The organism is Streptomyces mayteni, assembly GCF_054783955.1.
The window spans coordinates 82,037-106,295 of record NZ_BAAGPR010000013.1 but is presented as its reverse complement, the minus strand read 5'-3'; the positions used below and the strand labels follow the sequence as shown (position 1 = coordinate 106,295).

The following is a 24,259-nucleotide window of genomic DNA, read 5'->3' as shown; positions in this document are numbered from 1 at the left end:
CGTCAGGTGGCGGCGTCGCCCTCACCCTCGCCCTCGCCGCGTCGGGCGTAGGCGCGGGCGGCGCGGGCGCGGTCGCCGCAGCGGGTGGAGCACCAGTGGCGGCGGCCGTGGGTGCGCAGCAGGAACCGGTCGCAGGGGGCGGAGCCGCAGGCGGCGAGGAGGTCGGCGGCCCGCGCCCACATCGACAGCGTCATCGGCGAACTCCGCGCCACCCCACCAGCCGCCGACCGCACCGAGCCGCCGGCCGGCTGACCTGGCGCGCGGGCGGAGGCTTACGCGCCGGCGCCGGTCAACTGTCCGCTGCCGCCGACCGGTCGGGGTCGTGGCCGAGGCGGTGGGAGAGCCTCGCGGCCGCCTCCTGGGCGAGCGGGACCATGGCGACGAGCTCCGGTCCGCCGGCGCGGACGGCCGGGATGGAGACGGTGAGCGCGGCCACGACCGCCTCGTTGTGGTCGCGCACCGGGACGGCGAGGGCGACCACGCCTTTCACCCGCTCCTCCAGGGAGATGGCGTAGCCGTCGTGGCGGACCCGCTCCAGGGCCGACGCCACCTCCGCGGCCTGGTCGGGGTCTGAGCGGCGCAGCTCGGCGAGCACGTCGTGGGTGACGGTGCCGGGCGCGTACGCGAGCAGTACCTTGCCAGGCGAGCCGCGGTGGGGCGGCAGTGCGGTGCCGAGGTCGGTGTAGGTGCGGCGGAGCGGTTGCAGGGACTCGACCTGGGCGATCGTGCGGCGGCTTGGGAGGGCGTCGAGGATGTGCAGGCCGACGGTCTCGCCGGTCCGGTCGCGCAGCCAGCTCATGATCGGCGGCGCCTGGACGTCGAGCGAGAGCTGGTCGCGTGCCGCCTCGGCCAGGCCGAGGAGCCTGGGGCCGAGCGAGTAGGTGGTGGAGTTGGGCACCTGGACGAGCATGCCGTGCGCGGCCAGGGCGCTGACCAGCCGATGGGTGGTCCCCCTGGTCAGGTCGATGTGCCGGGCGAGCTCGCTGATGCCGAGCACGGGGCGGGCGCGGGAGAAGGCCGCGAGCACCGCCATCGCCCGATCGATCGACTGCACTCCGGATGGCCGGCCGGCCGACTCCACAGCGTTCTCTCCCGGTGCCGTCACGTCGCCAGCTTAGGCGCTGGGCCTTTTCGGGCGTCGCCGCCCTTGTCGAGAGGACTCAGGCACCCTAGTGTGCCCACATTACAGAACGCCGTACCGCGATACGGGCACCCGCTGAGCACTACGGAGGACCGATGACGATCGAGGACCGCAGCGGCGCGGTCGCCTCGAAGACCGCCGCGGACAAGCAGGACAGCCAGGAACGCTTCGATTCGATCCGGGGCCGCGTCGGCCTCGTGCTCGGCCCCCTCGCCCTCGCCCTGATGCTCCTGGCCGCCGTCGGCCTGGAATGGGAGCAGCGGGCGCTGGCCGCCGTGCTCTGCCTGATGATCGTCTGGTGGGTGACCGAGGCCATACCCCTGGCCGCCACCGCGCTGCTCGGCATCGTCCTCTGCGTCTTCCTCGGCGTGGGCGACGAGGACGCCGTCTTCGGGGCGTTCGGCAACGACACGATCTTCACGTTCCTCGGCGGCTTCGTCATCGCCAGGTCCATGACCGTGCACGGCCTCGACCGGCGCATCGCGCTGCGCGTGCTGTCGGTGGGCGGCGTGGTCCGCTCGCCCGTCCGCACCGTGATCGCCTTCGGCGGGATCGCCTGCGTCATCTCGGCGTTCGTCTCCAACACCGCCACCGTCGCCATGCTGTTCCCGATCGGCATCGGCATCGTGCGGGCGGTCAGCGCGATCAGCACCGAGAAGGGCGGGCAGGACCTGCACCACTCCCGGTGGTCGACGGCGCTGATGCTGATGATCGCCTACGCCGCCTCCATCGGCGGCCTGCTCACCCCCATCGGCGCCCCGCACCAGCTCATCGGGCGCGACCTCGTCGAGGAGCAGACCGGGGAGACGATCAACTTCGTCGAGTGGGTGCTGCTGTTCGCCCCGATCGTGCTGGTGATGTTCGTCGCGCTCTGCCTCGTGCTGCTCAGGCTCAACCGCCCCGAGGTCCGCGAACTGAGCGGCGCCGAGGAGTACGTGGCCGGGCAGCGCGCCGCGCTCGGCTCCTTCTCCCGGGGCGAGGCCAACACCTGCCTCGCGTTCGCCTTCGCCGTCGTCGGCTGGACGCTGCCCGGCATCTCCAGCCTGTTCCTCGGGGACGACCACGAGGCCGTCACGTGGATGCACGAGCACCTGACCGAGGGCGTCGCCGCGATCGGCGCGGCCACGCTGCTCTTCCTGCTGCCGCTGGCCGCTTCGGGCGGCGCCGGGCGGCGGCCTGGCACCCTCACCTGGGACGAGGCGGTGAAGATCGACTGGGGCGTCATCCTGCTGTTCGGCGCGGGCACGGTGATCGGCTCGCTGTCCTCCGAGACCGGCCTCGCCGAGACCATGGGCACGTCACTCGCCGACCACCTCGGGGTGTCGTCGCTGGTCTCGATCACGGTCCTCGCCGCGGTGGCCGGGCTGCTCATCTCCGAGACCACCAGCAACACCGCGAGCGCCGGGATCGTGGTCCCCATCGTGGTGCCGATCGCCGTCGCGATGGACGTCAACCCGCTGATCCCGGGCCTGGTCGCCACGGCCGCCGCCGGATACGGCTTCATGCTGCCGGTGTCCACGCCGCCGAACGCCATCGTCTACGGCTCGGGGATGGTGCCGATGACGCGGATGATCCGCAGCGGTTTCGTCTTCGACGTCATCGGCGTGACCCTCCTCGTCGTCGGCGTCCTGGCGATGGCGCCGCTCGTCGGCCTGTGACCCCGACCTCTCACCCCTCCCCACACACACCTGTCGACGCACCACGCACCCAAGGAGATTCATGTCAGCCCCGCTCGGTCGGCTCGCCCACCTCGTCGTCTCGCACGCGGGGGCGCCTCTGCCCGACGACGTGAGGGAGGCCGCACGGCGCACCCTCTACAACGTGCTCGCGACGACGGTCGGCGCCGCGCGGGAGCCGGCGACGGAGGTCGTCGCCGGCGCGACGGCCGGACTCGGCGGGGGCCTGACCCGGCCGCCGGGGCGTCAGGAGCGGCTCCAACCGTTGGACGCGGCGCTGCTGACCGGCATCGCGGCGCACCTGGACGACTACGACGACACCCACCTGTCCACGGTCATCCACCCGGGCGCGGCGGGCCTCGGCGCGCTGGTCGGGCTGGCCGGCCTGCGGGCGGAGACGGCCGACGCGGGCGCCGACGAGGTGCTCGCGGCCTTCGCGTGGGGCGTGGAGGCGCAGTTGCGCCTCGGGGTGGCCGTCTCGCCCGAGCACTACGACGCCGGCTGGCACATCACCGGGACCTGCGGCGCGGTGGGGGCGGCGGTCACCGCCGGGCTGCTGCTCGGCCTCGGGGCCGAAGACCTGTGCACCGCGCTGGAGTGGGCCGTCGAGGGCGGGCTCGGCAACCGGGAGGCGTTCGGCTCGATGACCAAGCCCTTCCACCCAGGCCAGGCGGCGGTCAACGGGCTGCGGGCGGCGTGGGACGTGGCCGTGGGATCGGGCATACCGGGGCCCGGCGACTCCCTCACCGGCCCCGACGGGCTGGTCGGGCGGCTCGCGCGGGGCGCGTTCGACGCGGAGGCGCTGCGCGGCGACGTGGGGCGGCGCTGGGAGCTGCTGGACAACACCTTCAAGCCCTATCCGTGCGGGATCGTCAGCCATCCGGCGATCGAGGCGGCGGAGGCGCTGCACGCCGGGCTCGCCGAGCGCGGCGGTCCCGACGCGGTGCGGGCGATCCGGCTGGTCTGCCACCCGCTGGTCCCGGAACTGACGGGCAACATCCGGCCGATGGACGGCCTCCAGGCCCGGTTCTCCACCGCCCACGGGGTGGCGGCCGGGCTGCTGAGGCCGCGGGTGGACCTCGCGGCGTACGCCGACGCGTTCGTGGTGTCCGACGCGGCGCGGCGGCTGCGCGGCCTGGTGGCCTTCGAGCCGACGGCGGAGTGCGCGCGTGACGCGGCCCGGATCGAGGTCTCGCTGGCCGACGGCGGCGTGCTCGGCCACGAGGTGACGCACGCCCGGGGCAGCCTGGCACGGCCGCTCACCGACGAGGAGCTGCGGATCAAGGCCAGGGGGCTCGTCGACCGGGTGCGCGCCGGCGGCGCGGACGCGCTCGACGCGGCGACGCGGCGCCCGGGGCCCGGCTATCTGCGGGGACTGCTGGCGGCGGCCGAGCCCGACCAGGCGGAGCGGCCGGTCAAGACCGACGGCGGGTCGGCCGAGGCGCCCGCCGCCGACCAGCCGGGGGAGGAGACCGCGCTCGCCCACCTGCTGGCCGACGTCGGTGCGCTGCCCGCCGACCACCCCAACGTGGTGGCGGCGTGCGACCTCCTGGTCGAGGCCCTTCGCCTGCGGCGGGGCGTCGCCGCCGCCGACGAGCGCGAGCGGGCCGGCGCCGTCGCCGCGGAACTCGTCCTGGCCGGCCACCGGCCCGCCGTGGCCGCGGCGGTGGCGCCCTGCGCGACCGAGCAGCTGGCCCCGGCCGACGCGGCGCGGGCCGTCACGGTGGCGCTCGCCGTCACCGCCCGGCTCGCGGCGCGCCTCGACGTGAGCGTCGACCGGCTCCCCGGCTTCGCCGCCGCGCTCGCCACGGTCGCGGCGCACCGGCCGACGCCCCGCACCGCGCTGATGGCGATCGGCCTGGCCGGCACCCGGACCACCGGCGTCGCCGGGCCGGTCACCTCGCCCGCCGTCGAGGCGCGGCGGGCGCGGCTCGCGGCCGCCGACGCGGTGACGTCGACGGCGCTGGTGCACGGCGGATTCACCGGCCCCGCACGGCCACTGACGGGGCGTCGGGGACTGCTCAGCCTGCTCGCGCGGCAGGCGGAGCCGCCGCTGACCGGGGCCGACCCGCTGGACGAGCCGGCGCTCGGCGCCCTGCTCGGCCGCCGGGCCCCGGCATGAGAGCACGCTGCGCGGTACTCGACGACTACCAGGGCGTGGCGAAGGACATGGCCGACTGGTCGTCGCTCCGTGACCGGGTCGAGGTGGTCGGCTTCACCGAACACCTCGGCACCGAGGACGAGTTGACGGCGGCGCTCGCCGGCTTCGACATCGTCGTCACGCTGCGCGAGCGGGTGCCCTTCCCGGCCTCGCTGCTCGCGAGGCTGCCGAGGCTCCGCCTGCTGGTCGCCACGGGCATGCGGAACTCGGCGATCGACCTCGTCGCGGCCGAGCGGCGGGGCGTGACGGTCTGCGGCACGGCCAGCTCGCCCACGCCGCCGGTCGAGCTGGCCTGGGCGCTGATCCTCGGCCTGGCCCGCGGCCTGGTCGCCGAGAACGCCGCGCTGCGCGCCGGCGGCCCCTGGCAGAGCACCGTCGGCGCCGACCTGCACGGCCGCCGCCTCGGGCTGCTCGGGCTCGGCAGGGTCGGCGGCCGGATGGCCAGGGTCGGCCTCGCCTTCGGCATGGAGGTGGTGGCCTGGAGCCAGCACCTCACCAGGGACCGGACCGACGAGGCCGGCGTCGCGTTGGCCGCGTCCCTGGACGAGCTGCTGAGCACCGGCGACGTGCTCTCCGTCCACCTCGCGCTGAGCGACCGGACCCGCGGCCTGCTCGGCCCCCGCGAGCTGGCGCTGCTGAAGCCGACCGCCTACCTGGTGAACACCTCCCGCGCCGCCATCGTCGACCAGGAAGCCCTCGTCGACGCGCTGGAGCGCGGCGCCATCGCCGGCGCGGGGCTCGACGTGTTCGAGACCGAGCCACTGCCGGCGGACCACCGGCTCCGCACCGTTCCCCGCCTGCTCGCCACCCCGCACCTCGGCTATGTCACCGAGGCCAACTACCGCCGGTACTACGGCGAAGCCGTCGAGGACATCGCGGCCTTCCTCGCCGGCTCCCCGATCCGCCGGCTCGGCCAGGGGGTGTCCGCTCGCCACCGCGTCACCTGAAGTTGACGTTCCAGCCCATCCGCCAGAGGCGCTGGTGGGTCGCCCGCGTCAGCTCGTGGTCCGGGCCGAGGACGCGGGTGTAGTGGGTGAAGATCTCGACGAGCAGCAGCCCCGCCTCCTGGCGGCGGCCCAGGGTGTGCAGGGCCGCCACCAGGTTGCCTCCGGCGTCGAGGGTCACCAGGTCGTCGGGGCCGAGGGCCGCCTGGTAGCCGGTGTAGGCGCGGTGCAGCAGCTCGTGGCCCGTCTGCTGCTCGCCCGCCTGGAAGAGCACCGCGCCCAGCAGCGTGGTACTGGCCAGCGAGTCGACGTGGTCGGGGCCGAGCACCGCGTCGCGTCGGGCCACCACCTCCCGCAGCAGGGCGAGCCCTTCCTCCCGTTCGGCGCCCATCACCAGCGCGGCTCCCAGGTTGTGCCCGTAGGCGAGGGTCTCCTCGGCGTCGGGGCCGAGGTGGCGGAGCGCGCGTTCGTGGGCCTCGCGGTGCATGGCCTCGGCCTCCGGGAGGAGCCGCCGCTGGTAGAGGGTGTGGCCCAGGGCGTCGTACAGCGAGATGGTCATGGGGTGTGTGGAACCGAGGAGCCGTTCGTAGTCGGCGAGGAGTTCGCGCAGCAGCGGTTCCGCCGCGTCGTAGAGGCCCCCGTCGAGGTACTCCAGGGCGCGCTCCTGCCGTGCGGCGATCTCCGGGGGGAGGTCCTGACCCTCGTCGGTGTGCGGTGGCATGGCTCGTGTCCTTCCCCTCAGGCGAGGCGGGTCAGATCCCGGCGTGCGCGAACGGCGCCCAGACGCGCGGCGGATGGCCGGCCTCCCGCAGTCGCCGCACCGCCTCGCACAGGGCCAGCGCCGCCTCGCCCGCGTCCAGGGTCCCATCGGTGGCGAGTGCGTGATAGAGGTCGGCGGTCACCTCGGCGGCCGTGACGGCGCCGACCGACCACAGGGTGCCGACGACCTGCCGCCAGCCGGTGTACTGGAAGGCGCTGGTGACGGCCATGGCCTCGTCGGGCACCGCGAGGCCGCCGAGGGCCGTCTGGCAGGCGGAGAGGAAGACGAACTCCCCCTGCGCGTACCCGTCGGAGCGGAGGTCGGCCACCGTCAGCATCGCGTCGTGCAGCACCACACCGCCCTGCGAGGGACGTGCCAGGTCCTGGCCGCCGTGGCAGCTCAGGTGTGCCCAGCGGTGCGTGCGCAGCGCCTCCCGCACCGCCCGCCGGTTCGCCCGCGCGTCGCGCAGCACCGTCGCGTCGGGGACCGCCGTGGCCAGCACGGCGAGTTCGTCCTCGACCTGGGGGAGCGGGCGGTGCCCCGGGGTGAACGGCAGGCCCACCACCAGCATCCGGTCCTCGGGGGCGGCCGGGCGGGCGGCGGCCCGGCCGTCGAGCAGGGCGCGCAGGGTGGGCGTGTACGAGGGCGTCACCCGGTCCTGGACTCGGTCGCCGGCCGGTGCGGTGGCGCCGGTGTCGTTGTCGGTGTCGGTGTCGGTGTCAGGACCGGTGTCAGGACCGGTGTCGGGGAGCCCGGCGGCGTGCAGCGGCAGCAGGGCCAGGAGGCCGGTGGGACACCACCACAGGCGCGGGCGGGTCCCGCCGGGCGGCGGTGGGCCGGTGATCTCCAGTGCCCGCAGCGGGGGTTCGGCGATGTCCCGCCACAGCCATTCCAGCGTGCGGGTCACCATGAGGTTGAGCTTGACCTGGGCCAGGGCGTCGCGTGGTCCCGTCTCGTACTGGTGGAGCGCCGTCAGATAGCGCTCGGTCCTGGTCAGGAGCTCCGCCTGGTCGACGTCGAGCGGCACCGCCCTGGTGCCGGCGGTGGTGAAGAGCAGGGCGTCGGTCCGCCACTGGCTGGAGACGATCAGCACGATCGGGCCGGCCGCGGCCGCCGCGCGGAGTTCCGCGCTGCCGGCCGGGCGCCTGAAGCCCTCGAAACCGGGCAACGCCCTGACCCGGGAGACGAGTTCCTCGCGCTCCGCGGCCAGCGTGAGACGCCGGTCGGCGATCCGGTCCCACCACGGTTCGGGGGTCTCGGCCCGCGGCGGGGCGTTCAACTCCCGCTCGACGGCGGTCAGCTGGCCGGCCAGCTCGGGCTCCGCGGCGGCCAGCTCGCCCAGTTCCGTGCGGGAGTTGAGCAGTTGGGACCAGAGGACGCCACGGCCCTGCTCCAGCAGTTCCACGGCGCGGTCCCGGTCCCCGGCGGCGATCGCGCAACTCGCGGCCTCCGTGGCGAGTCCGCTCCAGCGGGCCAGCGACTCCTCCTGGGCGCGCGGGGCGAGCGCGGGGGTGACCAGCGAGGGCAGCAGATCGAGCGCCCCGGCGTACTGCTCGACGGCGGCCGCCCAGGCACCGCGCCGGCACAGCGCCCGCGCGGCCAGCGCGGCGGCCGCGAGGCGCGAGGTGGAAGGCGTCGCGGGGTCGGCCAGCAGCGCCCGGTACAGGGACAGGGCCCGGTCGGCCCCGGCCTCCCCGCCGAGTTCGGGCAGCAGGGCGGCGAGGTGCAGCACCGCCTCGGCCCGGTGCGGGTGCCTGGCCGGCGTCACCCGCACGGCGCGCTCGGCGAGTTCGAGGGCTCGTTCGGCGTCGTCCCGCCGGTCGCGCACCACACCGCGGGCGTACGCGACCGTGCTCAGGCCGGTGAGGTGCAGGCCGAGGTCCGGATGGTGGGGCTCGGCACGCTCGACCGCGCGCAGCCGGTGCTCGTACGCCTCGTCGAGGTCTTCGAGCACCGCGGCCTCCAGCACCTCCCCGGCCTCCTCGGCGCGCTCCCACCGCGCCCGGGCCCGCTCGTGGACGAGGTCCGTCATCCCGAACGGCGTCACCACGCCGAGCGGTTGGAAGCGCCGGGCCATGAGGGCGCGGCTGAGACCGCTCCGGTACGCCGCCGTCCGCGGATTGTCCGGCTGGCGCGCGTCGGTCGTGCGGGTGCCCACCGCCGCGCGGAACGCCTCGACGGAGCGGTCGAGCAGCGAAGGATCCCCGGTGTACTCGGCGGCGGCGAACAGCGCGTCGCCCAGCGCGTGCAGGCTCTCCGCGCGGCGGGCGGCTCCCGCGGTGCCCGCCGCCGTGCCAGGACCCTCCTCGACGGAGCGCTCCGCCGTGTAGACGGCGTCGTCCAGGTCACGGGCGTCTCCGGTCTCCTGGAACCGGCAGAGCAGCACCTCGCTCAGGGCGGTCAGGGCCGCCTCGCGGTCGGGCGCGCCGACCGGCGTGCTGTCGGCGGCCCTGGTCAGCAACTCGACGGCCCGGTGCAGCGGGCGCGGATCGCCGGTGCGGAGGTACCGCCGCCGGTAGGCGATTCCGAGTCGACCCCAACGGCTCAGGATGGCCGGGTCGTTCTCGGGCGTCCGCGCCACCAGCCCTTCGAAGTCGGCGATGGCCTGGTCGAGTTCGTCCACGTCCCCGGTCACGCCTGACCGTCCGAGGCGCGCGCCGGCGAGCTTCTCCTCCAGCATCGGGCGGATTCGGTGGTCGGGCGGCGTCCTCCGCACGGCCTGGGCGCTGAGTTGGACCGCCTCGGTCCACGCGGCGGCGTCGCCGGTGCGCTGGGCCCGGTACTGGAGGACTCCGCTGAGGTTGTCGAGGCGGTTCGGCAGGTCGGGGTGCCCGGGCTCGGTGGCCCTGACCGCCGCCCGCGCCGCCCGCTCCGCCCGGTCGAGGTCCGCCGGGTCGCCGCGCGCGAAGTAGCGCATGTGCAGGGCCAGGCTCAGGTTGGACAGGTCGCCGGCCCAGTACTCGTGGTCCCGTGGGTACGCCTCGACCGTGCCGCCCAGCAGCTCGACCACCGCGTCGAGCTTGGCGACGTCCCAGTCGACCTGTGCCTCCTTCAGGGACCGGATCGCCATCCGCCCCCAGTGCTCGGGCCCGATATGGGAGAGCGGCAGGGGCCACGAGGACCAGGCGGGGTGGCGCCGCAGCTCGTCGGGGACCCGGACCGACTCCACGCCCTCGATGGCCGCGTACAGCGTCAGCGCGCACGAGAAGTCGTCGACGGGGCCGCCGAGGCCCGGCACCACCGCACGCGCCCCGTGCAGCCTGGCCAGGGCGTGCACCACCTCAAGGGTGTTGCCGTCCCGGAAGAGGACGGCCTGCCACAGCCGTCCCGCCACGGCGAGCACGCCGGGCCCCACGACCGCCTCCCGGTCGCCCTCGCGCTCCCACCGTTCGACCCGTTCCCACGCCGCGTTCACGGCTTCCCCGAGATCCACTCGACCGCCCCCCGTCGCGCCGGCTGCCCGACTACCGTAGGAGATCAGGGTCGTTGAGTCTTCGGAAGGAAGGAAACACGCCGTGCCCACCGCTGAGGACCGGGTCGCCGCGGGGTGGCTGTGCGCTGTCGCACCCGAGTTGCGCGAGGGCGCGCTGGGTGACGAGGAAGTGCTGGCGTGGATCGACGAGGCGGTGGACGCGGTGCGGCGCGGAGAGCCCGCGGCCCCGATCTGCCGTCGCCTCGGCTTCCCCGCCCGCGAGGAACCGGAGAAGCACACCCGTGACGTCGACCGGCTCGACGAGTTCGGCCTCGACCCGGTGCTCGTCCAGGGCGACTACCACTGCCCGTCGCGGCGTTGCTCGCGCCGGGCACCGGCCGACGACTCGGGCCGGGAGCCGCGCTGCCAGGTGGACGAGGCGCCGATGATCCTGCGCGCGAAGCCCGGACGATGAACGCGGTCCTGGCGGAGTTCGGCAAGAAGCTCGCCGACCGCTGGATGGGCGCCCTGCTCCTGCCCGGCCTGCTGTTCTTCGCCGCCGCGGTGTGCGGGGTGCTGCTCGGCCACGGCGCGGCGCTCGACCCGCCGCACCTCGCCGACGAACTCACCCGGCTCGCCGAGCGGGTCACGAACCGCCCGGCGGCGACGGCCCTCACGGTGACCGGCAGCCTGCTGGCCGCCACCGCCTCCGGGCTGGCCGTGCAGGGGCTCGCGGTCGCCGTGCGGCGCGGGTGGGTCGCCCGCCGCCCCGCACGCTGGGTGCGGAGGCGGCGGGAGCGGGCCCTCGCCGCGCGGGAGCGGGCGGGCCACCGCGGCCCCGAGCGGTATCTCCCGGCGCGGGTCACGGAGATCGGGGACCGCTTCCGGCTGGTCGACGAGCGGGTGGACGCCCAGTACGGCCTTTCGGTGGCCCTGGCCTGGCCCCGGCTGTGGCTGCTGCTGCCGGAGACCGTCAGGCCGCTGATCGGCTCCGCGTACTCCCGCTACCAGGCGTCGTCCGAGACCACCGCCTGGGGGCTGCTCACCCTGCTCCTCGGTCTCCTCTGGTGGCCGGCGCTGCCGGCGGGCGCGGCCCTGGTCCTCGTCGGCTGGCGCAGGGGCCGCGCCTCGGGGGCGGCGCTCGCGGACCTGGTGGAGGCCGCCGTCGACACCCACCAGCGGCAGCTGGCCGAGGCGCTCGGCTTCGACCTTCCGCACGGACGGATCACCCCGGCGGAGGGCCTGCGGATCAACGACGTCCTCAACAAGCGGGCCTGACGCGCGACCCACCGGGGGTCCGGCCGGCCACCCGCCGGTGACGTATCGCCGGCATATCGAAAACCCCATACGTGCCGGCAACACCGCGCCGCCTTGACTCGGGGCATGACCTACCGCCAGCCAGCACCCACGAAGGACCGCCGCAGCCGATCGCCGGCGTCGACCGTCCCGACGACGGGAATCACCGTCTACGGCTGCGGGCAGGACGAGGCCGCGCTCTTCCGCGAGCTGGCGCCCCGCCTCGGCGTCGTCCCGACCCTCACGGCGGCGGCGGTGTCCGAGGCCAACGTCCACCTCGCGTTCGGAAACCGCTGCGTCAGCGTCGGCCACCGGACGCGGATCACCCGGACCACGCTTCGCGCGCTCAGCCGGGCGGGCGTGGCGTACCTCTCCACCCGGAGCGTCGGATACGACCACGTCGACCTGGAGTACGCGGCCGGTGTCGGCATCTCCGTGGGGAACGTCGGCTACTCGCCGGACAGCGTGGCCGACTACACGCTGATGCTGATGCTGATGGCCGTGCGGAACGCCGGATCGACCGTCCGCCGCGCGGCCGTCCACGACTACCGGCTGAACGAGACCCGCGGCAGGGAACTCCGCGATCTCACCGTCGGCGTCGTCGGAACCGGGCGGATCGGCACGGCGGTGTTGGAGAGACTGCGCGGCTTCGGCTGCCGGGTGCTGGCCCACAGCAACCGCCCCACCGCCGCCGCCGACCACGTACCGCTCGACGCGCTGCTGGAGCTGAGCGACCTCGTCACGCTCCACGTGCCGCTGGACGCCGCCACCCACCACCTCCTCGACCGCCGCCGCATCGGGCGGCTGCGGCCCGGCGCGTTCGTCGTCAACACCGGGCGCGGTGCGCTCATCGACACCGAGGCCCTGGTGACGGCCCTGGAGAGCGGGCGACTCGGCGGCGCGGCGCTGGACGTCCTCGAAGGGGAGGAGGGCATCTTCTACGCCGACCGCGGCGGCGAACCCATCGAGAACGAGGCGCTGTCGCGGCTGCGGCGGCTGCCGAACGTGCTCATCACCCCGCACACCGCTTACTACACGGACCACGCCCTGCGCGACACCGTGGAGAACTCCCTCGCCAACTGTCTGATATTCGAGAAGGGGAACGAGCATGGATAGGTTGAAGGTCGGCGTCATATTCGGGGGCCGTTCCGAGGAACACCCGGTCTCCGTCAAGTCGGCGCGGGAGGTCGCCAGTAGCCTCGACCTCGACAGGTACGAACCGTTCTACGTCGGGATCACGCGGAGCGGCGCCTGGCAGCTCTGCGAAGGCCCCGACGCGGACTGGGAGAACGGGAGGTGCCGTCCCGCCGTGCTGTCGCCCGACCCGGGCGTGGGCGGGCTGCTCGTCCTCGAGCAGGGGCGATACGGCGCGATCCGGCTTGACGTCGTGCTGCCCGTCCTGCACGGCAGGCTCGGCGAGGACGGTGCGATACAGGGGCTGTTCGAACTCGCCGGCATCCCCTACGTGGGCTGCGACGTGCAGAGTTCCGCCCTGTGCATGGACAAGTCCCTCACCTATCTGGTCGCGCGAAGCGCGGGAATCGCCACGCCGGACTTCCGGACGGTCACGGCGAACGAGAGCGTCGACGCCGACCGGCTCAGCTATCCCGCCTTCGTGAAGCCGGCCCGTTCCGGATCGTCCTTCGGCGTCAGCAAGGTGTCCGGCAGGGCGGAACTGCCGAGCGCGCTGGAGACCGCCAGGCGGTACGACGCGAAGGTGCTGATCGAGGAGGCGGTCGTCGGTAGCGAGGTCGGCTGCGCCGTGCTGGGGAACGCCCCCGACCTGATCGCCGGCGAGGTGGACCGGATGGCGCTCTCCCACGGCTTCTTCAGGATCCATCAGGAGGACGACCCGGAGAGCGGCTCCGAGAACGCGACCCCCGTCGTTCCCGCCGACATCCCGGCGGCGTCGCGCTCCCTCGTCCAGGAGACGGCGAAGGCCGCGTACCGCGCCCTGGGCTGCCGGGGCCTCGCGCGGGTGGACATGTTCCTCACGGAGGACGGAAGGGTGGTCCTCAACGAGGTGAACACCCTGCCGGGCATGACCTCCTACAGCCGCTATCCGCGCATGATGGCCGCCGCCGGGCTGCCGCTCGCCGAGGTGATCGACCGGCTGGTGTCGCTGGCGTTGGCGGGCAAAGCCGATGAATGACGACTTCGTCTTCCTCGACGAGTGCGTCCCCGGAGTGCGCTGGGACGCCAAGTACGCCACCTGGGACAACTTCACCGGAAAGCCGGTGGACGGATACCTGGCGAACCGCGTCGTCGGCACCCGTGCGCTGTGCGCGGCCCTGGCCAGGGCGCGGGAGCAGGCCGCGTCCCTCGGCTTCGGCCTGCTCCTCTGGGACGGCTACCGCCCGCAGAGCGCCGTGGACTGCTTCGTCCGCTGGTCGCGACAGCCGGAGGACGGCCGGACGAAGCCACGACACTATCCGAACATCGACCGGGCCGACATGTTCGGACACGGCTATGTGGCCGCCAGGTCGGGACACAGCCGGGGCAGCACGGTCGATCTGACGCTCTACCACCTGGCCACCGGCGAACTCGCCGCCATGGGCGGCGGCCATGACCTGATGGACCCGATCTCCCACCACGGGGCGGCGGGCATCACGCCGGTCGAGGCGGCGAACCGCCGGAGTCTCCTCTCCGTCATGGAGACCTGCGGTTTCCGCCCGTACGCCTGCGAGTGGTGGCACTACACGCTCGGCGAGGAACCCTATCCGGACACCTACTTCGACTTTCCCGTCGCGTACTCCGGCGGTCGGGCGTGATCCCGCTCGGCCTCGGCGAGATCGCCGCCGTCGTCGGGGGGAGGGTCGCGGGCGACGCCGCCGTGACGGTGACCGCGCCGGCCGTGCTCGACGGCCGACTGGCCCAGCCGGGCGGCCTCTTCGTCGCCTTCGTCGGCGCCCGTGTCGACGGCCACGCCTACGCCGGCCAGGCCGCCCTGGCCGGCGCCGTGGCCGTGCTCGGCTCGAAGCCCACCGCGCTGCCCACCGTCGTCGTCGAGGACGCCGGGGCCGCGCTGCGGGCGCTCGCCACCCACGTCGTGGCCCGGCTGCGCGGCGGGCTCGGCGTCCTCGCGCTGACCGGCTCCCAGGGCAAGACCGGCACCAAGGACCTGCTGGCGGCCGTGGTGTCGGGCGCCGCGCCGACGGTCGCCACGATCGGCTCGCTCAACAACGAGCTCGGCGTGCCGCTCACCATGCTCCGCGCCGACCAGGACACCCGGTTCCTCGTCCTGGAGATGGGCGCCCGCCACCTCGGCGACATCGCCGCACTCACCGGCCTGGTCGCCCCCGACGTCGCCGTCGTCCTCAACGTCGGCCAGGCCCACCTCGGCGAGTTCGGGTCGCGCGAGGCCATCGCCAGGACCAAGGGCGAGCTGGTGCGGGGGCTGGCGGCCGGCGGCACCGCCGTCCTCAACGCCGACGACCCCCGGGTGGCCGCGATGCGCGCGCTCACCGAAGGACCCGTGCTGACCTTCGGCCGGGCGGCCCACGCCGACGTGCGCGTGCTCGACCTGACGCTCGACCGACTCGGCCGGCCGTCCTGCACGCTGGTGACCGCCGACGCCTCCGCCCGCCTGGCGCTGCCGCTCGTCGGCGCCCACCAGGCGCTCGACGCGGCGGCCGCGGCGGCCGCCGGGCTGGCCGCCGGCGTCCCCCTCGACGCGACCGCGGCGGCGCTGGCCACCGCCTCGCTGTCGAGGTGGCGGCTCGAGCGGCACGAGCTCGCCGGCGGCGCGACGCTGCTCGACGACTCCTACAACGCGAACCCCGACTCGACCCGCGCCGCGCTGGACGCGCTGGCCGCGGTCGAGGGCCGGCGCCGCATCGCCGTCCTCGGCGAGATGCTCGAACTCGGCGCCACCGGCGAAGCCGAGCACCGCGCCGTCGGGCGGTACGCCGCCACCCTGGCCGACGTGGTGGTCGCGGTCGGCCCGGCCGCCCGGCCGATCGCCGAGGGCGCGGGGGAGCGGGCGGTGGCGCTCGCCGACAACGCCGCGGCCGTCGACTGGCTGCGCGGCCGACTCGCCGCCGGAGACGTGGTGTTGGTCAAGGCGTCCCGCGGGGCGGCCCTCGACGAGATCGCCGCGGCGCTCGTCCGCCGCGCACAGTGAGCGTGTACCGGACGGGCGGCACTAGGCTGCGCCCCATGCCTCGCGCCCACCATGCCCAACCGGCCACCGTGGCAACGCTGTTCACCCTCGCGCTGCTGACCGCCGGCTGCGCGCCCGTGGGCACCACGCCGCACCCGCCGGAGCCGGCGACGACGAGCGAGCCGGCCGAGCCGAGCCTGGAAGTTTCGCCGCCGTCCGAGGGCGGCGTGGCGGACTTCGGCTGGGCCGAGCGGGGGTGGGACCAGCGGGAGTGGAACGAGTGGATGGCGGAGGAGTGCGGCGGCCCCAGCGCACCGGAGGACGTGATCCACGCCTGCGTCGTCGTCGACGTCGACGACATACCGTAGGACCGCTCCGGTGGACGATCAGCGTCCGCGTCGCCGCATGAAGAGGTCGAAGGCCCGGTAGATCGTCGGCCGCAGCGGCAGGTCCCATTCGCCGACGTACCGCACCGCCCGGCCGCCGGTGCCGACCTTGAACCGGATCAGCCCCACGTGCGGATCCTCCGCGTCGAGGGTGGAGGTGATGCCGCGCAGGTCGTAGACGTCGCAGCCGGCCGCCAGCGAGTCGCGGATCATCGCCCACTGGCAGGCGTTGGAGCCGCGCACCTCGCGCTTCTCGGTGGCGGAGGCGCCGTAGGTGTACCACGCGTGGGTGCCCACCCGGACCAGGATGGTGGCGGCGACCAGGTCGCCCCGGTGGCGGGCCAGATAGAGCCTGATCCGCTCGGGGGCCTCGGCGCTCAGCTCCGCGAACATGGTCGCGAAGTAGTGCGGTGGCCGGGGCGTGAAGCGGTCGCGCTCGGCGGTGTGGACGTAGAGCTCGTGGAACGCCCTCAGGTCCGCACCGGTCGGGACCCCGTGCGCCGTGACCTCGACGCCCTCCTTCGCCGCCCTCCTGATGTTGCGGCGCCAGAGCTGGTTCATGCCCCCGAGCACGTCGTCCTCGGTCCTGCCGGCCAGCGGGATCTCGTAGGTGAACTGCGGCTGCCCGGCCCCGAAGCCGTCCTCCGGGCTGCGCGGCAGCCAGCCGGCGTCCCTGAGCCGGCTCGTCACCAGGCCGCCCACCGGGTCGGTCTCCCGGTCGGGCAGCTCGGTGAGCCGCCTGACGCCCGGGTCGGCGACGCCCTCCTTGACCCGCTCGGCGCTCCAGGTGTCCGTGCGCACCGGCGGGCCGAGCCGGATCGCGAACGCGCCGTGCGCCTTGAGATACGCCGCCAGCGGGTCGAGCCACGCGCCGATCTCGCCGCTCCAGTCGATGGCCGGGCCCTGCGCCAGGTAGGCCAGCGTGTAGCGCTCGAGCCGCGGCACCGGGCGGTGCAGGACGAGCCCGGCCCCCACCAACTCCCGTCCCTGGAACCAGCCGAGGGACTCGGCGCGCCACTCGGTCTTGACGCGGCCCCAGGCCGGGGTCTGGAGGAAGCTGACCGACCTCCGCGCCCGCACGAACGCCAGGTGCTCGGCGGCGCTGATCGGCCGGACGGTGACCCCCACGCCCGCGTCCCTGGACATGTGGCGTGCGGTGCGTGCTGGTTCGCGGTAGGACATGCCGCCAGTCAAGGCGGCGTCGCGTTGCCGGCGCGTATGCGGATTTCGATACGCGGACGATATCCGCGGCGTCAGCCGTCGGAGTGCGGGGCCCGCACGGGGAGTTCCACGGTGACGCGGATCCCGCCGGCGGGGCGGGGGGTGAGAGCGAGCGTGCCGTCGTGGGCGTGGGCGATGGTCCTGACGATCGCCAGCCCGAGGCCGACGCCGGCCTGGTCGGTGTGCACGCGCTCGGTGCCGCGCTGGAAGGGTTCGGTGAGTGTCGAGGCCAGCTGGGGGGTGATCAGCTCGCCGGTGTTCTCGACGGTGAGCACCGCGGTTCCGGAGCGGACGCCGGTGGTGATCCACACGGTGCCCCCGTCCGGCAGGTTGTGGACTATCGCGTTGTGCACGAGGTTCGTGGTCAGTTGCAGCAGGAGCGCCTGCGAGCCGGTGGTGGGGGTGAGGTCGCCGCCGTCGGACTCGATGGTGACGCCGTGCTTCTCCGCGAAGGGGAGCAGCGTTTCGGTGGCCTCCTCCGCGACGAGGGACAGGTCGACCTCCTCCCGGGTGAAGGACCTCTGCCCGGCGCGGCTGAGCAGCAGCAGCGCCTCGGTGAGTTCGATCGCCCGGGTGTTGACGGCGTGGAGGCGGTCGACGAGTTCGCCGGTGTCGCGACTCGGATCGGTGCGGGCCACGTCGAGCAGGGCCTTCGAGACGGCCAGCGGGGTACGCAGCTCGTGGGAGGCGTTCGCGGCGAACCGCTGTTGTTCGGCGACCTGGGATTCGAGTTGTTCGAGCATCGTGTCGAACCGGTCGGCGAGTTCGCGGAACTCGTCCCTCGGGCCCTCCATGCGGATCCGGTGGGAGAGCGATCCGTTCGTGGCCTTCCAGGTCGCGTCGGCGATCCGGGTGAGGGGCGCGAGCATCCGGCCGGCGAGAATCCACCCGCCAAGGAGGCCGAACACCAGCAGGAAGCCGAGTGCCGCCGCCGCGGCGGGGGCGAAGCCGCTCAGGAGGTCGGAGCGGTTCGGCCCAATGATGATGACGCCGCGGAACGTCCCCGGGACGGAATCGGCGTCCTCGGTCGGTATCCAGCGCAGCGCGAATATCCACATCACGGCCAGCAGGAGCACGCCGGCGACCAGGAGGAATCCGGCGTAGCTCACGGTGAGTTTCAGTCGGGCGCTGGGCCCCGGCCTTCTATTCACGGCCGCCGCCGGTGTCGATGCGGTAGCCGACGCCCGGCACGGTGGCGATGATCCACGGCTCGCCGAGACGCTTGCGGAGCGCCGAGACGGTGATGCGCACGGCGTTGGTGAACGGGTCGGCGTTCTCGTCCCACGCGCGTTCCAGGAGTTCCTCGGCGCTGACGACTCCGCCCTCGGCGGCGACGAGGACGTCGAGCACCGCGAACTGCTTTCTGGTCAGCGCGACATAGCGGCCGTCCCGAAAGACCTCCCGGCGAAAGGGATCGAGCCGCAGGCCCGCGATCTCCCGCACGGGAGGTCTGCTGTGGGCGCGCCTGCGGTCGAGCGCGCGGAGCCTGAGCGCGAGTTCTCGGAGTGCGAAGGGCTTCGTGAGATAGTCGTCCGCGCCGAGTTCGAATCCGGACGCCTTGTCGTCGAGCCGGTCGGCCGCGGTGAGCATGATGATCGGCATGCCGCTGCCTGAGGCGACGATGCGTTCGGCGATCTCGTCACCCGAGGGTCCCGGGATGTCGCGGTCGAGGACGGCGATGTCGTAGGCGTTGACGCTCAGCAGCTCCAGAGCGGTGTCGCCGTCGCCCGCGATATCGGCCGCGATCGCCTCCAGGCGCAGGCCGTCGCGGATGGCCTCCGCCAGATACGGCTCGTCCTCGACAATCAACACACGCATGCAGGTGATATTACAAGCCGGCGTATATCGTCCCCGTATCGAAAAACGCATACTCGCCGGCAACGCGGCGCCGCCTTTTCTGGCGGAATGAAGGAAACTCCCACCCTCGGCACCGGGCGGGCCGCCGCCTGGCGCGGGGGTCTCCGCCGGGCGGCGATCACGCTCGTCTCCCGGCCGGAGCCCTGGCGGCGCGGCCTGGTGCTCGCCGCGCTGGCGCTGCTGCTCGGCCTCCTCATGCTGCTGCACGGGCGGATCACCGACCGCGGGGGCCTCGGCAGCCTGGTGGAGACCTTCCTGCCCTGGTTCGGCCTGCCCGTCCCGGTGCTGCTGGCCGCCGCGCTCTGGCGCCGCTCCGCCTCCGCCGTGACCGCGCTGCTCCTGCCCGTCATGGTGTGGACGAACCTCTTCGGCGGCCTGCTCGTCGACAGGACCCACCAGGACAGCGACCTCACCGTGGCCAGCCACAACGTCAACGCCGACAACCCCGACCCGGCCGGCACCGCCCGCGAGCTGGCCGCCTCGGGGGCGGACGTGCTGGCCCTGCAGGAGCTGCCCGAGCAGACCAGGGGCGTGTACGAGCGGGAGCTGGCGGAGACGTACCCGTACCACGTGGTGCTGGGCACCGTCGGGCTGTGGAGCACGCTGCCGCTCTCGGACGTCCGGCCGGTCACCGTCACGCTGGACACCACCAGGGCGCTGCGTGCCACGGTGGCCGCGGACCGGGGGCCGCTCGCGGTGTACGTGGCCCACCTCGGGTCCGTGCGGGTCTTCCCGAGGAACGGCTTCTGGACGGCCTCGCGGGACTCCGGCGCCCGGGCGCTCACCGACGCGATCGCCGCCGAGCGGAACGAGCGGGTGGTGCTGCTCGGCGATCTGAACGGCACCGTGGACGACCGCGCGTTCGACGGCCTCACCGCGCGGCTTGACTCGGCCCAGGAGGAGGCCGGGGACGGCTTCGGCTTCAGCTGGCCGGCGGACTTCCCGGTGGTGCGGACCGACCAGATCCTGGTCAGGGGCGTGGTGCCGGACAGTTCGTGGGTCCTGCCCGCCACCGGGAGCGACCACCTGCCCGTGGCGGCCGGCATCAGCTGGTGACCACCGCGGCGTGACGGCTCCGCGAGTGTGCGGCCGCGCGCTCGCGGTATGTGGCGCGTTCGGTGAGCGCTCACCCGAGAGGTCCAGGGAGTGCGCGCGCCCCTCGGGAATCGACATGTCCGCCGTTGGCTGGCCGGCCGGTCAACGGCGCTCGGCGCCTTTGCGAATGCGCCGCGCACCGGCCGCGAAGTCGCCTTGCTTATCCCGCAGTTCACTCTAGGGGGCGCGTAAAGAATAACGCGCGCCCCTCGCACGCCCTTGTGCTTCCCCTGGTCGCGGAATCGCGCCAGCCCTCGGGCACCTGGCGCCGCGCCGTCTCGTACGACTCCTCGGCCCGCACCCGGCCGTCCGAGTGCAGCGCCAGACGTTCCGGGGTGTCGTAGAAACACCTGTCGATGAGACAGAAGACCTCGTACCGCTTGTCCATGGCCCTCCTTCGGCACGGACAAGAGGCTTCCAGCAGGCCGGGGACGGCCGACAGTGGCGGCTGTCACGAATGGGCCGTGCGGAACGCACGCCCCTCGCGGCCGGGCGATGTTCGGCGTCGCGGCGGCGTTCGGCGGCGCGGTGGGGCTCCCGGAGCGGCTAGTCGGTGACGGGATAGTCGACGTAGGCGAAGGCGGATCCGTCGGGTGCCCAGCTGGGGACGTTGATGGTGCCCTGGCCGCCCTGGAGCGCGACCAGCGTGGTGGGGTCCTGCCAGGCGTCGGTCGCGACGAGGCGGAGCTCGACGGGCAGGTCGGCCGGATGGCCGGTGGTGCCCGTCGGGTAGCTGAGGTAGACGGCGACATCGCCGGTGGGCGCGGGGTGCGGGAACCAGTTGACGCGCTCGTCGAAGGTGAGTTGTTCGAGGCCGGTGCCGTCAGGCCTGATCCTGGCCAGTTGGGCGTGGCCTGGGGCGTCGGAGAACTGCTCGGTGTTGAGGAGGATCCAGGCGCCGTCCGGCGTCCACTCGCAGCCGTCGGCGGGGCCGGGGTGGGTGGTGACGGCGGTGTCGTCGCGGCCGTCGGTGCCGATGGTGTGGACGGTGGCCGAGGCCCACCAGTTGTCGCCCTCGGGTTCGAGCCGTATGTAGCCGAGCCGCCGCCCGTCGGGGCTGACGCCGTGCAGGAAGTGCATGGCGTGCTCGTCGCCGGTGATCCGGCGGGGGGTGCCGCCGGCGAGCGGCACCTGCCAGATGTGCCGGTCGTTCGCCGACGCGAAGACGGTGGCGCCGTCCGGGGCGAGGACGTGGTCGTTGTTGACGTCGGGCAGCCCCGGGGTGGGGATGGCCTCCGGCGCGGCCGTGCCGTCGGTGGGGAGGGTCCACAGGAGCCCGTCGGCGTTGACGAGCAGGCGGTCGTCGTGGGTCCAGTTGGGCGCCTCGTACAGCCGGTCCCGGGATTCGTGGACCGTGCGCACGGTCCCGGTGGCCCGGTCCCAGATCCGGATCCGGGAACGCTGCCCGTCCGCCAGTCGCCGTCCGCTCACGCCCGGCCTCCTTCGCACTCGCTGATGAGGGCAGCAGTCTCGCACGCGGGTGTTCGACCCCCGGCGTGGTCTTCCCATGGAGGGCGGGCCACGTCTCCGGCGGCTACCGCGACACGGGATCCCCCGCGGGATCACCCGCGACCGGGTCGAGGTCCGCCGCGCGTAGGGCGCCCTCCCAGTCGCCCGGGTGGCGGCAGGCCGCGGCCCCGGTGCGCACCGCGCGGTCGAGCGCGGCGCCCGGGGCCCGGCCTTCGAGCCTGGCCGAGAGGTATCCCGCGACGAACGCGTCTCCCGCGCCCACCGTGTCGGCGACGGTGACCGGGACGGCGTCCCGCCACGCCCAGCCCGCGGGCGTGGCGACGCCGGCGCCCCGCGCACCGCGTTTGAGCACCGCCTCCGTGGGGCCGAGGGCGAGCACCGCACGGGCCAGGTCCTCGGGGGCGGCGTCGACGCCGACCACCGCGCCGAGTTCGTCGTCGCCGCCGAAGACGACGTCCGCCCGGGAGATCACCTCCCGGTACCTGGGCACGGCCGTCGGGTAGTCCCAGAGCCTGGCGCGGTGGTTGACGTCGAACGAGACGCCGACGCCGTGGGCGCGGGCGAGGTCGACGGCGCCGAGGACCGCGTCCGCCGCCGAGGCGGAGAGCGCGAGCGGGATTCCGGTGACGTGCAGCCACGCCGCGTCGGCGATCCGCAGTCGGGCGAGATCCGCCGGGCCGAGCCGGCTTCCGGCGCTCCCCGCCCGGTAGAACCGCACCACGGTGCGTTCCGGGTGGGAGGCGTCCTTGAGCATCAGCCCGGTCGGGGCCTCCCGGTCGGTGACGGCGTGGGTCTCGACGCCCTCGGCCCGCAGCTGGCGCCTGACGCGCGCGCCCAACTCGTCGTCGCCGACCCGCCCGAGCCAGGCGGCGTCGTGGCCGAGCCGGGCAAGACCGATCGCCACGTTCGCCTCGGCGCCGCCGGTGCCGATGCGGGCGGACTCCGCGAGCTCGAAGCCGTCCGGGCCCGCGACCCGGATCATCCCGAGCGCCTCGCCGAGCGTGACGACGCGGCCGCTCACCGCGCGGACCCCCTGGCCTCGCGCACCCGCGCGAGCGCCGCGCGGGCCCGCTCCCGCAGCGCGCCCTCGGCGTCGCCGACCAGTTCCTCGCCGCCGCGGAGCGCGTCGCCGAGGAGCGGGCCGCCGAGGCTGACGGCGGCCGCGCCGGCCCTGATCCACGCCGGGATGTCGTCGAGGCCGACGCCGCCCGAGGGCATCGTCACCAGCCCCGGGAACGGTCCCGCGAGGTGCCCCAGGTAGTCGGCGCCGACCGTCGCGGCCGGGAAGACCTTCACCGCCGAGGCCCCCGCCGCCCACACCGTGTGCACCTCGGTGGGCGTCAGCGCGCCTGGCACGATCGGTGTCCCCGCCGCGTTGGCCGCGCGGACGAGGGCCGGGTCGGCGACGGGCGTGACCAGGAACCCGGCCCCCGCGGCGACGGCCGCGCGCAGGTCGTCGGTGGTCAGCACCGTGCCGACGCCGATGTCCGCGCCGGGGAGCGCGGCCCGCAGCGCGGGCAGGGCGTCGAGCGTGCCGGGTGTCGTCAGGGTGACCTCGAGCGCGGTGACGCCCTCCTCGACCAGGGCGCGACAGACCGGGAGATACCGGTCGGCGTCGTCCGCGCGGAGCACCGCGACGACGCCGCCGCGCAGCAGCCCGTCGGGAAGGGCGAGGCGCGCCGTCACCCGAGGCCCCTGGCCGCCTCGATGAGCTCCAGGCCGCGCACCGCGTCCCTGGGGTCGACCGGCAGCGGCGCCCCGGTGGTGAGCGCGTCGCCGAGCGCCCGGTAGAACGCCAGGTGTTCGCCGGCCAGCAGCGGGACCGGCCGCTCGCCTTCGGGGGCCGAGAGCAGCGCCGTGCGGTTGTCGTCCGGCAGGCCGAACCCGGGGTCGAGGGGGCGCAGGCCGGCCTTCGACTGGTCCTCCTGCGGGTCGAGTCCGTGCGAGGTGAACACGGCCCGCGAGCCGAGCACCCGGAACCGCGGCCGGTTGGCGGGGGCCGTGGCGTTCATCCAGAGCCGCGACCGCACGCCGCCCGCGTGGGTGAGGGAGAGGAACGCGTCGTCGTCCGCCGCGGCGCCCGGCCGGCGGCGGTCGAGCTCGGCGTGCACGTCGACGACGTCGCCGAACAGCAGGACGGCCTGGTCGATCAGGTGCGGCCCGAGGTCGAAGAGGATGCCGCCGCCCTGCTCGGGGGAGGCGACGTCCTTCCACCGCGAGCCGAGGGTCGGCTTCCACCACTCGAAGGCCGACTCGAACTGGTGGACCTCGCCCAGCTCCCCGGCGGCCAGGGTCTCCGTGAGCGTGCGGAAGTCGCCGTCCCACCTGCGGTTCTGGAAGACGGTGAGCGGCACCCCGGCCGCCTCGGCCTCCTCGACGAGGGCGCGGGCCTCAGCGCTCGACACCCCGATGGGCTTGTCGATCACGATCGCGACCCCGGCGGCGATCGCCCGCCGCGCGAGCGGGGCGTGCGTCTCGTTCGGGCTGGTGATCACGACCAGGTCGAGGTCGTCGCGGGCGAACACCTCGTCCGGGCTGGCGAGGACGTCGGCCGGGGCGTACTCGCCGGCGGCGGCGACGCGTTCCGGGTCGGTGGTCACGATGGCCGAGACGGTGAAGCGGGGTTCGGCGGCGACGAGCGGCGCGTGGAACACGCGCCCGCCGGTGCCGAAGCCGATGATCGCGGTGCGGATGGTCATGGCGTGGTTCTCCTGGCTGGGGGCGACGGGCTGGGGGCG

General features: G+C 74.4%; 22 protein-coding genes and 1 pseudogene. 11 read left to right on the top strand and 12 right to left on the bottom strand.

From position 1 onward, the window contains the following. Positions 1 to 2: 2 nt before the first annotated feature. Positions 3 to 167, bottom strand: a pseudogene (locus ACYVPE_RS09175) (CGNR zinc finger domain-containing protein); the annotation flags it as partial. Between the two features lie 122 nt (positions 168 to 289). After that, positions 290 to 1,105 (bottom strand): IclR family transcriptional regulator, encoded by an 816-nt coding sequence (locus ACYVPE_RS09170; protein WP_461032953.1) that lies wholly within the window; start codon positions 1,103 to 1,105, stop codon positions 290 to 292. A gap of 131 nt (positions 1,106 to 1,236) precedes the next feature. Here ACYVPE_RS09170 and ACYVPE_RS09165 point away from each other — a divergent pair, with 131 nt between their 5' ends. The 3 genes from ACYVPE_RS09165 to ACYVPE_RS09155 all read left to right on the top strand — a co-directional run bounded on the left by ACYVPE_RS09165 (position 1,237) and on the right by ACYVPE_RS09155 (position 5,925). Continuing rightward, positions 1,237 to 2,799 carry an SLC13 family permease gene (locus ACYVPE_RS09165; RefSeq protein ID WP_461032952.1) on the top strand — a complete coding sequence of 521 codons (1,563 nt, stop codon included), beginning with the start codon at positions 1,237 to 1,239 and terminating at the stop codon, positions 2,797 to 2,799. Positions 2,800 to 2,860: 61 nt separating this feature from the next. After that, positions 2,861 to 4,939 carry an MmgE/PrpD family protein gene (locus ACYVPE_RS09160; protein ID WP_461032951.1) on the top strand — a complete coding sequence of 693 codons (2,079 nt, stop codon included), beginning with the start codon at positions 2,861 to 2,863 and terminating at the stop codon, positions 4,937 to 4,939. After that, positions 4,936 to 5,925, top strand: coding sequence for a D-2-hydroxyacid dehydrogenase family protein (locus ACYVPE_RS09155; RefSeq protein WP_461032950.1), 990 nt, complete (start codon positions 4,936 to 4,938; stop codon positions 5,923 to 5,925). The genes ACYVPE_RS09160 and ACYVPE_RS09155 overlap by 4 nt, the downstream gene beginning before the upstream one ends. On the opposite strand, the gene ACYVPE_RS09150 is transcribed toward ACYVPE_RS09155, so the two are convergent. Both ACYVPE_RS09150 and ACYVPE_RS09145 read right to left on the bottom strand, forming a co-directional pair. Beyond that, positions 5,918 to 6,643 carry a tetratricopeptide repeat protein gene (locus tag ACYVPE_RS09150; RefSeq protein WP_461032949.1) on the bottom strand — a complete coding sequence of 242 codons (726 nt, stop codon included), beginning with the start codon at positions 6,641 to 6,643 and terminating at the stop codon, positions 5,918 to 5,920. The genes ACYVPE_RS09155 and ACYVPE_RS09150 overlap by 8 nt on opposite strands. 31 nt (positions 6,644 to 6,674) lie before the next feature. Next, positions 6,675 to 10,115, bottom strand: coding sequence for a CHAT domain-containing protein (locus tag ACYVPE_RS09145; protein WP_461032948.1), 3,441 nt, complete (start codon positions 10,113 to 10,115; stop codon positions 6,675 to 6,677). 82 nt (positions 10,116 to 10,197) lie between these two features. Here ACYVPE_RS09145 and ACYVPE_RS09140 point away from each other — a divergent pair, with 82 nt between their 5' ends. The 7 genes from ACYVPE_RS09140 to ACYVPE_RS09110 all read left to right on the top strand — a co-directional run bounded on the left by ACYVPE_RS09140 (position 10,198) and on the right by ACYVPE_RS09110 (position 15,860). Continuing rightward, positions 10,198 to 10,569 carry a hypothetical protein gene (locus ACYVPE_RS09140; protein WP_461032947.1) on the top strand — a complete coding sequence of 124 codons (372 nt, stop codon included), beginning with the start codon at positions 10,198 to 10,200 and terminating at the stop codon, positions 10,567 to 10,569. Continuing rightward, positions 10,566 to 11,372: a hypothetical protein gene (locus tag ACYVPE_RS09135; protein WP_461032946.1), complete on the top strand. Its 807-nt coding sequence runs from the start codon at positions 10,566 to 10,568 to the stop codon at positions 11,370 to 11,372. The genes ACYVPE_RS09140 and ACYVPE_RS09135 overlap by 4 nt, the downstream gene beginning before the upstream one ends. 105 nt (positions 11,373 to 11,477) lie before the next feature. Further along, complete coding sequence (locus ACYVPE_RS09130; protein ID WP_461032945.1) at positions 11,478 to 12,506, top strand: D-isomer specific 2-hydroxyacid dehydrogenase family protein; 1,029 nt, start codon at positions 11,478 to 11,480, stop codon at positions 12,504 to 12,506. Then, on the top strand, positions 12,499 to 13,542 hold the full coding sequence (gene vanA / locus ACYVPE_RS09125; protein WP_461032944.1) for a D-alanine--(R)-lactate ligase: 1,044 nt from the start codon (positions 12,499 to 12,501) through the stop codon (positions 13,540 to 13,542). The genes ACYVPE_RS09130 and vanA overlap by 8 nt, the downstream gene beginning before the upstream one ends. Further along, on the top strand, positions 13,535 to 14,161 hold the full coding sequence (gene vanX / locus ACYVPE_RS09120; protein ID WP_461032943.1) for a D-Ala-D-Ala dipeptidase VanX: 627 nt from the start codon (positions 13,535 to 13,537) through the stop codon (positions 14,159 to 14,161). Before vanA ends, vanX begins: the two co-directional genes overlap by 8 nt. After that, positions 14,158 to 15,513, top strand: coding sequence for a UDP-N-acetylmuramoyl-tripeptide--D-alanyl-D-alanine ligase (locus ACYVPE_RS09115; protein ID WP_461032942.1), 1,356 nt, complete (start codon positions 14,158 to 14,160; stop codon positions 15,511 to 15,513). Before vanX ends, ACYVPE_RS09115 begins: the two co-directional genes overlap by 4 nt. 35 nt (positions 15,514 to 15,548) lie before the next feature. Beyond that, entirely contained in the window at positions 15,549 to 15,860 is a 312-nt protein-coding gene (locus tag ACYVPE_RS09110; protein ID WP_461032941.1) for a hypothetical protein, read from the top strand. 18 nt (positions 15,861 to 15,878) lie between these two features. On the opposite strand, the gene ACYVPE_RS09105 is transcribed toward ACYVPE_RS09110, so the two are convergent. The 3 genes from ACYVPE_RS09105 to vanR-Sc form a co-directional block, all read right to left on the bottom strand. Next, entirely contained in the window at positions 15,879 to 17,060 is a 1,182-nt protein-coding gene (locus ACYVPE_RS09105) for a lipid II:glycine glycyltransferase FemX (RefSeq protein ID WP_461032940.1), read from the bottom strand. Positions 17,061 to 17,131: 71 nt separating this feature from the next. After that, entirely contained in the window at positions 17,132 to 18,250 is a 1,119-nt protein-coding gene (locus tag ACYVPE_RS09100) for a sensor histidine kinase (protein WP_461032939.1), read from the bottom strand. Continuing rightward, complete coding sequence (vanR-Sc, locus tag ACYVPE_RS09095; RefSeq protein WP_461032938.1) at positions 18,243 to 18,917, bottom strand: VanSc-type vancomycin resistance response regulator transcription factor VanR; 675 nt, start codon at positions 18,915 to 18,917, stop codon at positions 18,243 to 18,245. Before vanR-Sc ends, ACYVPE_RS09100 begins: the two co-directional genes overlap by 8 nt. 87 nt (positions 18,918 to 19,004) lie before the next feature. Here vanR-Sc and ACYVPE_RS09090 point away from each other — a divergent pair, with 87 nt between their 5' ends. Then, the gene (locus ACYVPE_RS09090) at positions 19,005 to 20,012 is read left to right on the top strand and encodes an endonuclease/exonuclease/phosphatase family protein (RefSeq protein ID WP_461032937.1); all 1,008 of its coding nucleotides are present in this window, start codon (positions 19,005 to 19,007) and stop codon (positions 20,010 to 20,012) included. A 211-nt stretch (positions 20,013 to 20,223) separates the two neighbouring features. On the opposite strand, the gene ACYVPE_RS09085 is transcribed toward ACYVPE_RS09090, so the two are convergent. From ACYVPE_RS09085 to ACYVPE_RS09065, 5 genes are all read right to left on the bottom strand, one after another. Then, positions 20,224 to 20,439: a hypothetical protein gene (locus ACYVPE_RS09085; RefSeq protein WP_461032936.1), complete on the bottom strand. Its 216-nt coding sequence runs from the start codon at positions 20,437 to 20,439 to the stop codon at positions 20,224 to 20,226. A gap of 158 nt (positions 20,440 to 20,597) precedes the next feature. Further along, a complete protein-coding gene (locus tag ACYVPE_RS09080; protein ID WP_461032935.1) occupies positions 20,598 to 21,482 on the bottom strand; it encodes a TolB family protein in 885 nt (294 codons plus the stop codon). Positions 21,483 to 21,585: 103 nt separating this feature from the next. Then, positions 21,586 to 22,542: a sugar kinase gene (locus ACYVPE_RS09075; protein ID WP_461032934.1), complete on the bottom strand. Its 957-nt coding sequence runs from the start codon at positions 22,540 to 22,542 to the stop codon at positions 21,586 to 21,588. Continuing rightward, positions 22,539 to 23,207 carry a bifunctional 4-hydroxy-2-oxoglutarate aldolase/2-dehydro-3-deoxy-phosphogluconate aldolase gene (locus ACYVPE_RS09070; RefSeq protein WP_461032933.1) on the bottom strand — a complete coding sequence of 223 codons (669 nt, stop codon included), beginning with the start codon at positions 23,205 to 23,207 and terminating at the stop codon, positions 22,539 to 22,541. Before ACYVPE_RS09070 ends, ACYVPE_RS09075 begins: the two co-directional genes overlap by 4 nt. Then, entirely contained in the window at positions 23,204 to 24,220 is a 1,017-nt protein-coding gene (locus ACYVPE_RS09065) for a Gfo/Idh/MocA family protein (protein ID WP_461032932.1), read from the bottom strand. Before ACYVPE_RS09065 ends, ACYVPE_RS09070 begins: the two co-directional genes overlap by 4 nt. Between the last annotated feature and the right edge of the window lie 39 nt (positions 24,221 to 24,259).

Excerpts from the sequence above, each read along its gene's own strand:
- ACYVPE_RS09165 (WP_461032952.1), top strand. The coding sequence starts at position 1,237 with ATGACGATCGAGGACCGCAGCGGCGCGGTCGCCTCGAAGACCGCCGCG.
- ACYVPE_RS09160 (WP_461032951.1), top strand. The coding sequence starts at position 2,861 with ATGTCAGCCCCGCTCGGTCGGCTCGCCCACCTCGTCGTCTCGCACGCG.
- ACYVPE_RS09155 (WP_461032950.1), top strand. The coding sequence starts at position 4,936 with ATGAGAGCACGCTGCGCGGTACTCGACGACTACCAGGGCGTGGCGAAG.
- ACYVPE_RS09150 (WP_461032949.1), bottom strand. The coding sequence starts at position 6,643 with ATGCCACCGCACACCGACGAGGGTCAGGACCTCCCCCCGGAGATCGCC.
- ACYVPE_RS09135 (WP_461032946.1), top strand. The coding sequence starts at position 10,566 with ATGAACGCGGTCCTGGCGGAGTTCGGCAAGAAGCTCGCCGACCGCTGG.
- ACYVPE_RS09130 (WP_461032945.1), top strand. The coding sequence starts at position 11,478 with ATGACCTACCGCCAGCCAGCACCCACGAAGGACCGCCGCAGCCGATCG.
- vanA (WP_461032944.1), top strand. The coding sequence starts at position 12,499 with ATGGATAGGTTGAAGGTCGGCGTCATATTCGGGGGCCGTTCCGAGGAA.
- vanX (WP_461032943.1), top strand. The coding sequence starts at position 13,535 with ATGAATGACGACTTCGTCTTCCTCGACGAGTGCGTCCCCGGAGTGCGC.
- ACYVPE_RS09110 (WP_461032941.1), top strand. The coding sequence starts at position 15,549 with ATGCCTCGCGCCCACCATGCCCAACCGGCCACCGTGGCAACGCTGTTC.
- ACYVPE_RS09105 (WP_461032940.1), bottom strand. The coding sequence starts at position 17,060 with ATGTCCTACCGCGAACCAGCACGCACCGCACGCCACATGTCCAGGGAC.
- vanR-Sc (WP_461032938.1), bottom strand. The coding sequence starts at position 18,917 with ATGCGTGTGTTGATTGTCGAGGACGAGCCGTATCTGGCGGAGGCCATC.
- ACYVPE_RS09090 (WP_461032937.1), top strand. The coding sequence starts at position 19,005 with ATGAAGGAAACTCCCACCCTCGGCACCGGGCGGGCCGCCGCCTGGCGC.
- ACYVPE_RS09085 (WP_461032936.1), bottom strand. The coding sequence starts at position 20,439 with ATGGACAAGCGGTACGAGGTCTTCTGTCTCATCGACAGGTGTTTCTAC.
- ACYVPE_RS09065 (WP_461032932.1), bottom strand. The coding sequence starts at position 24,220 with ATGACCATCCGCACCGCGATCATCGGCTTCGGCACCGGCGGGCGCGTG.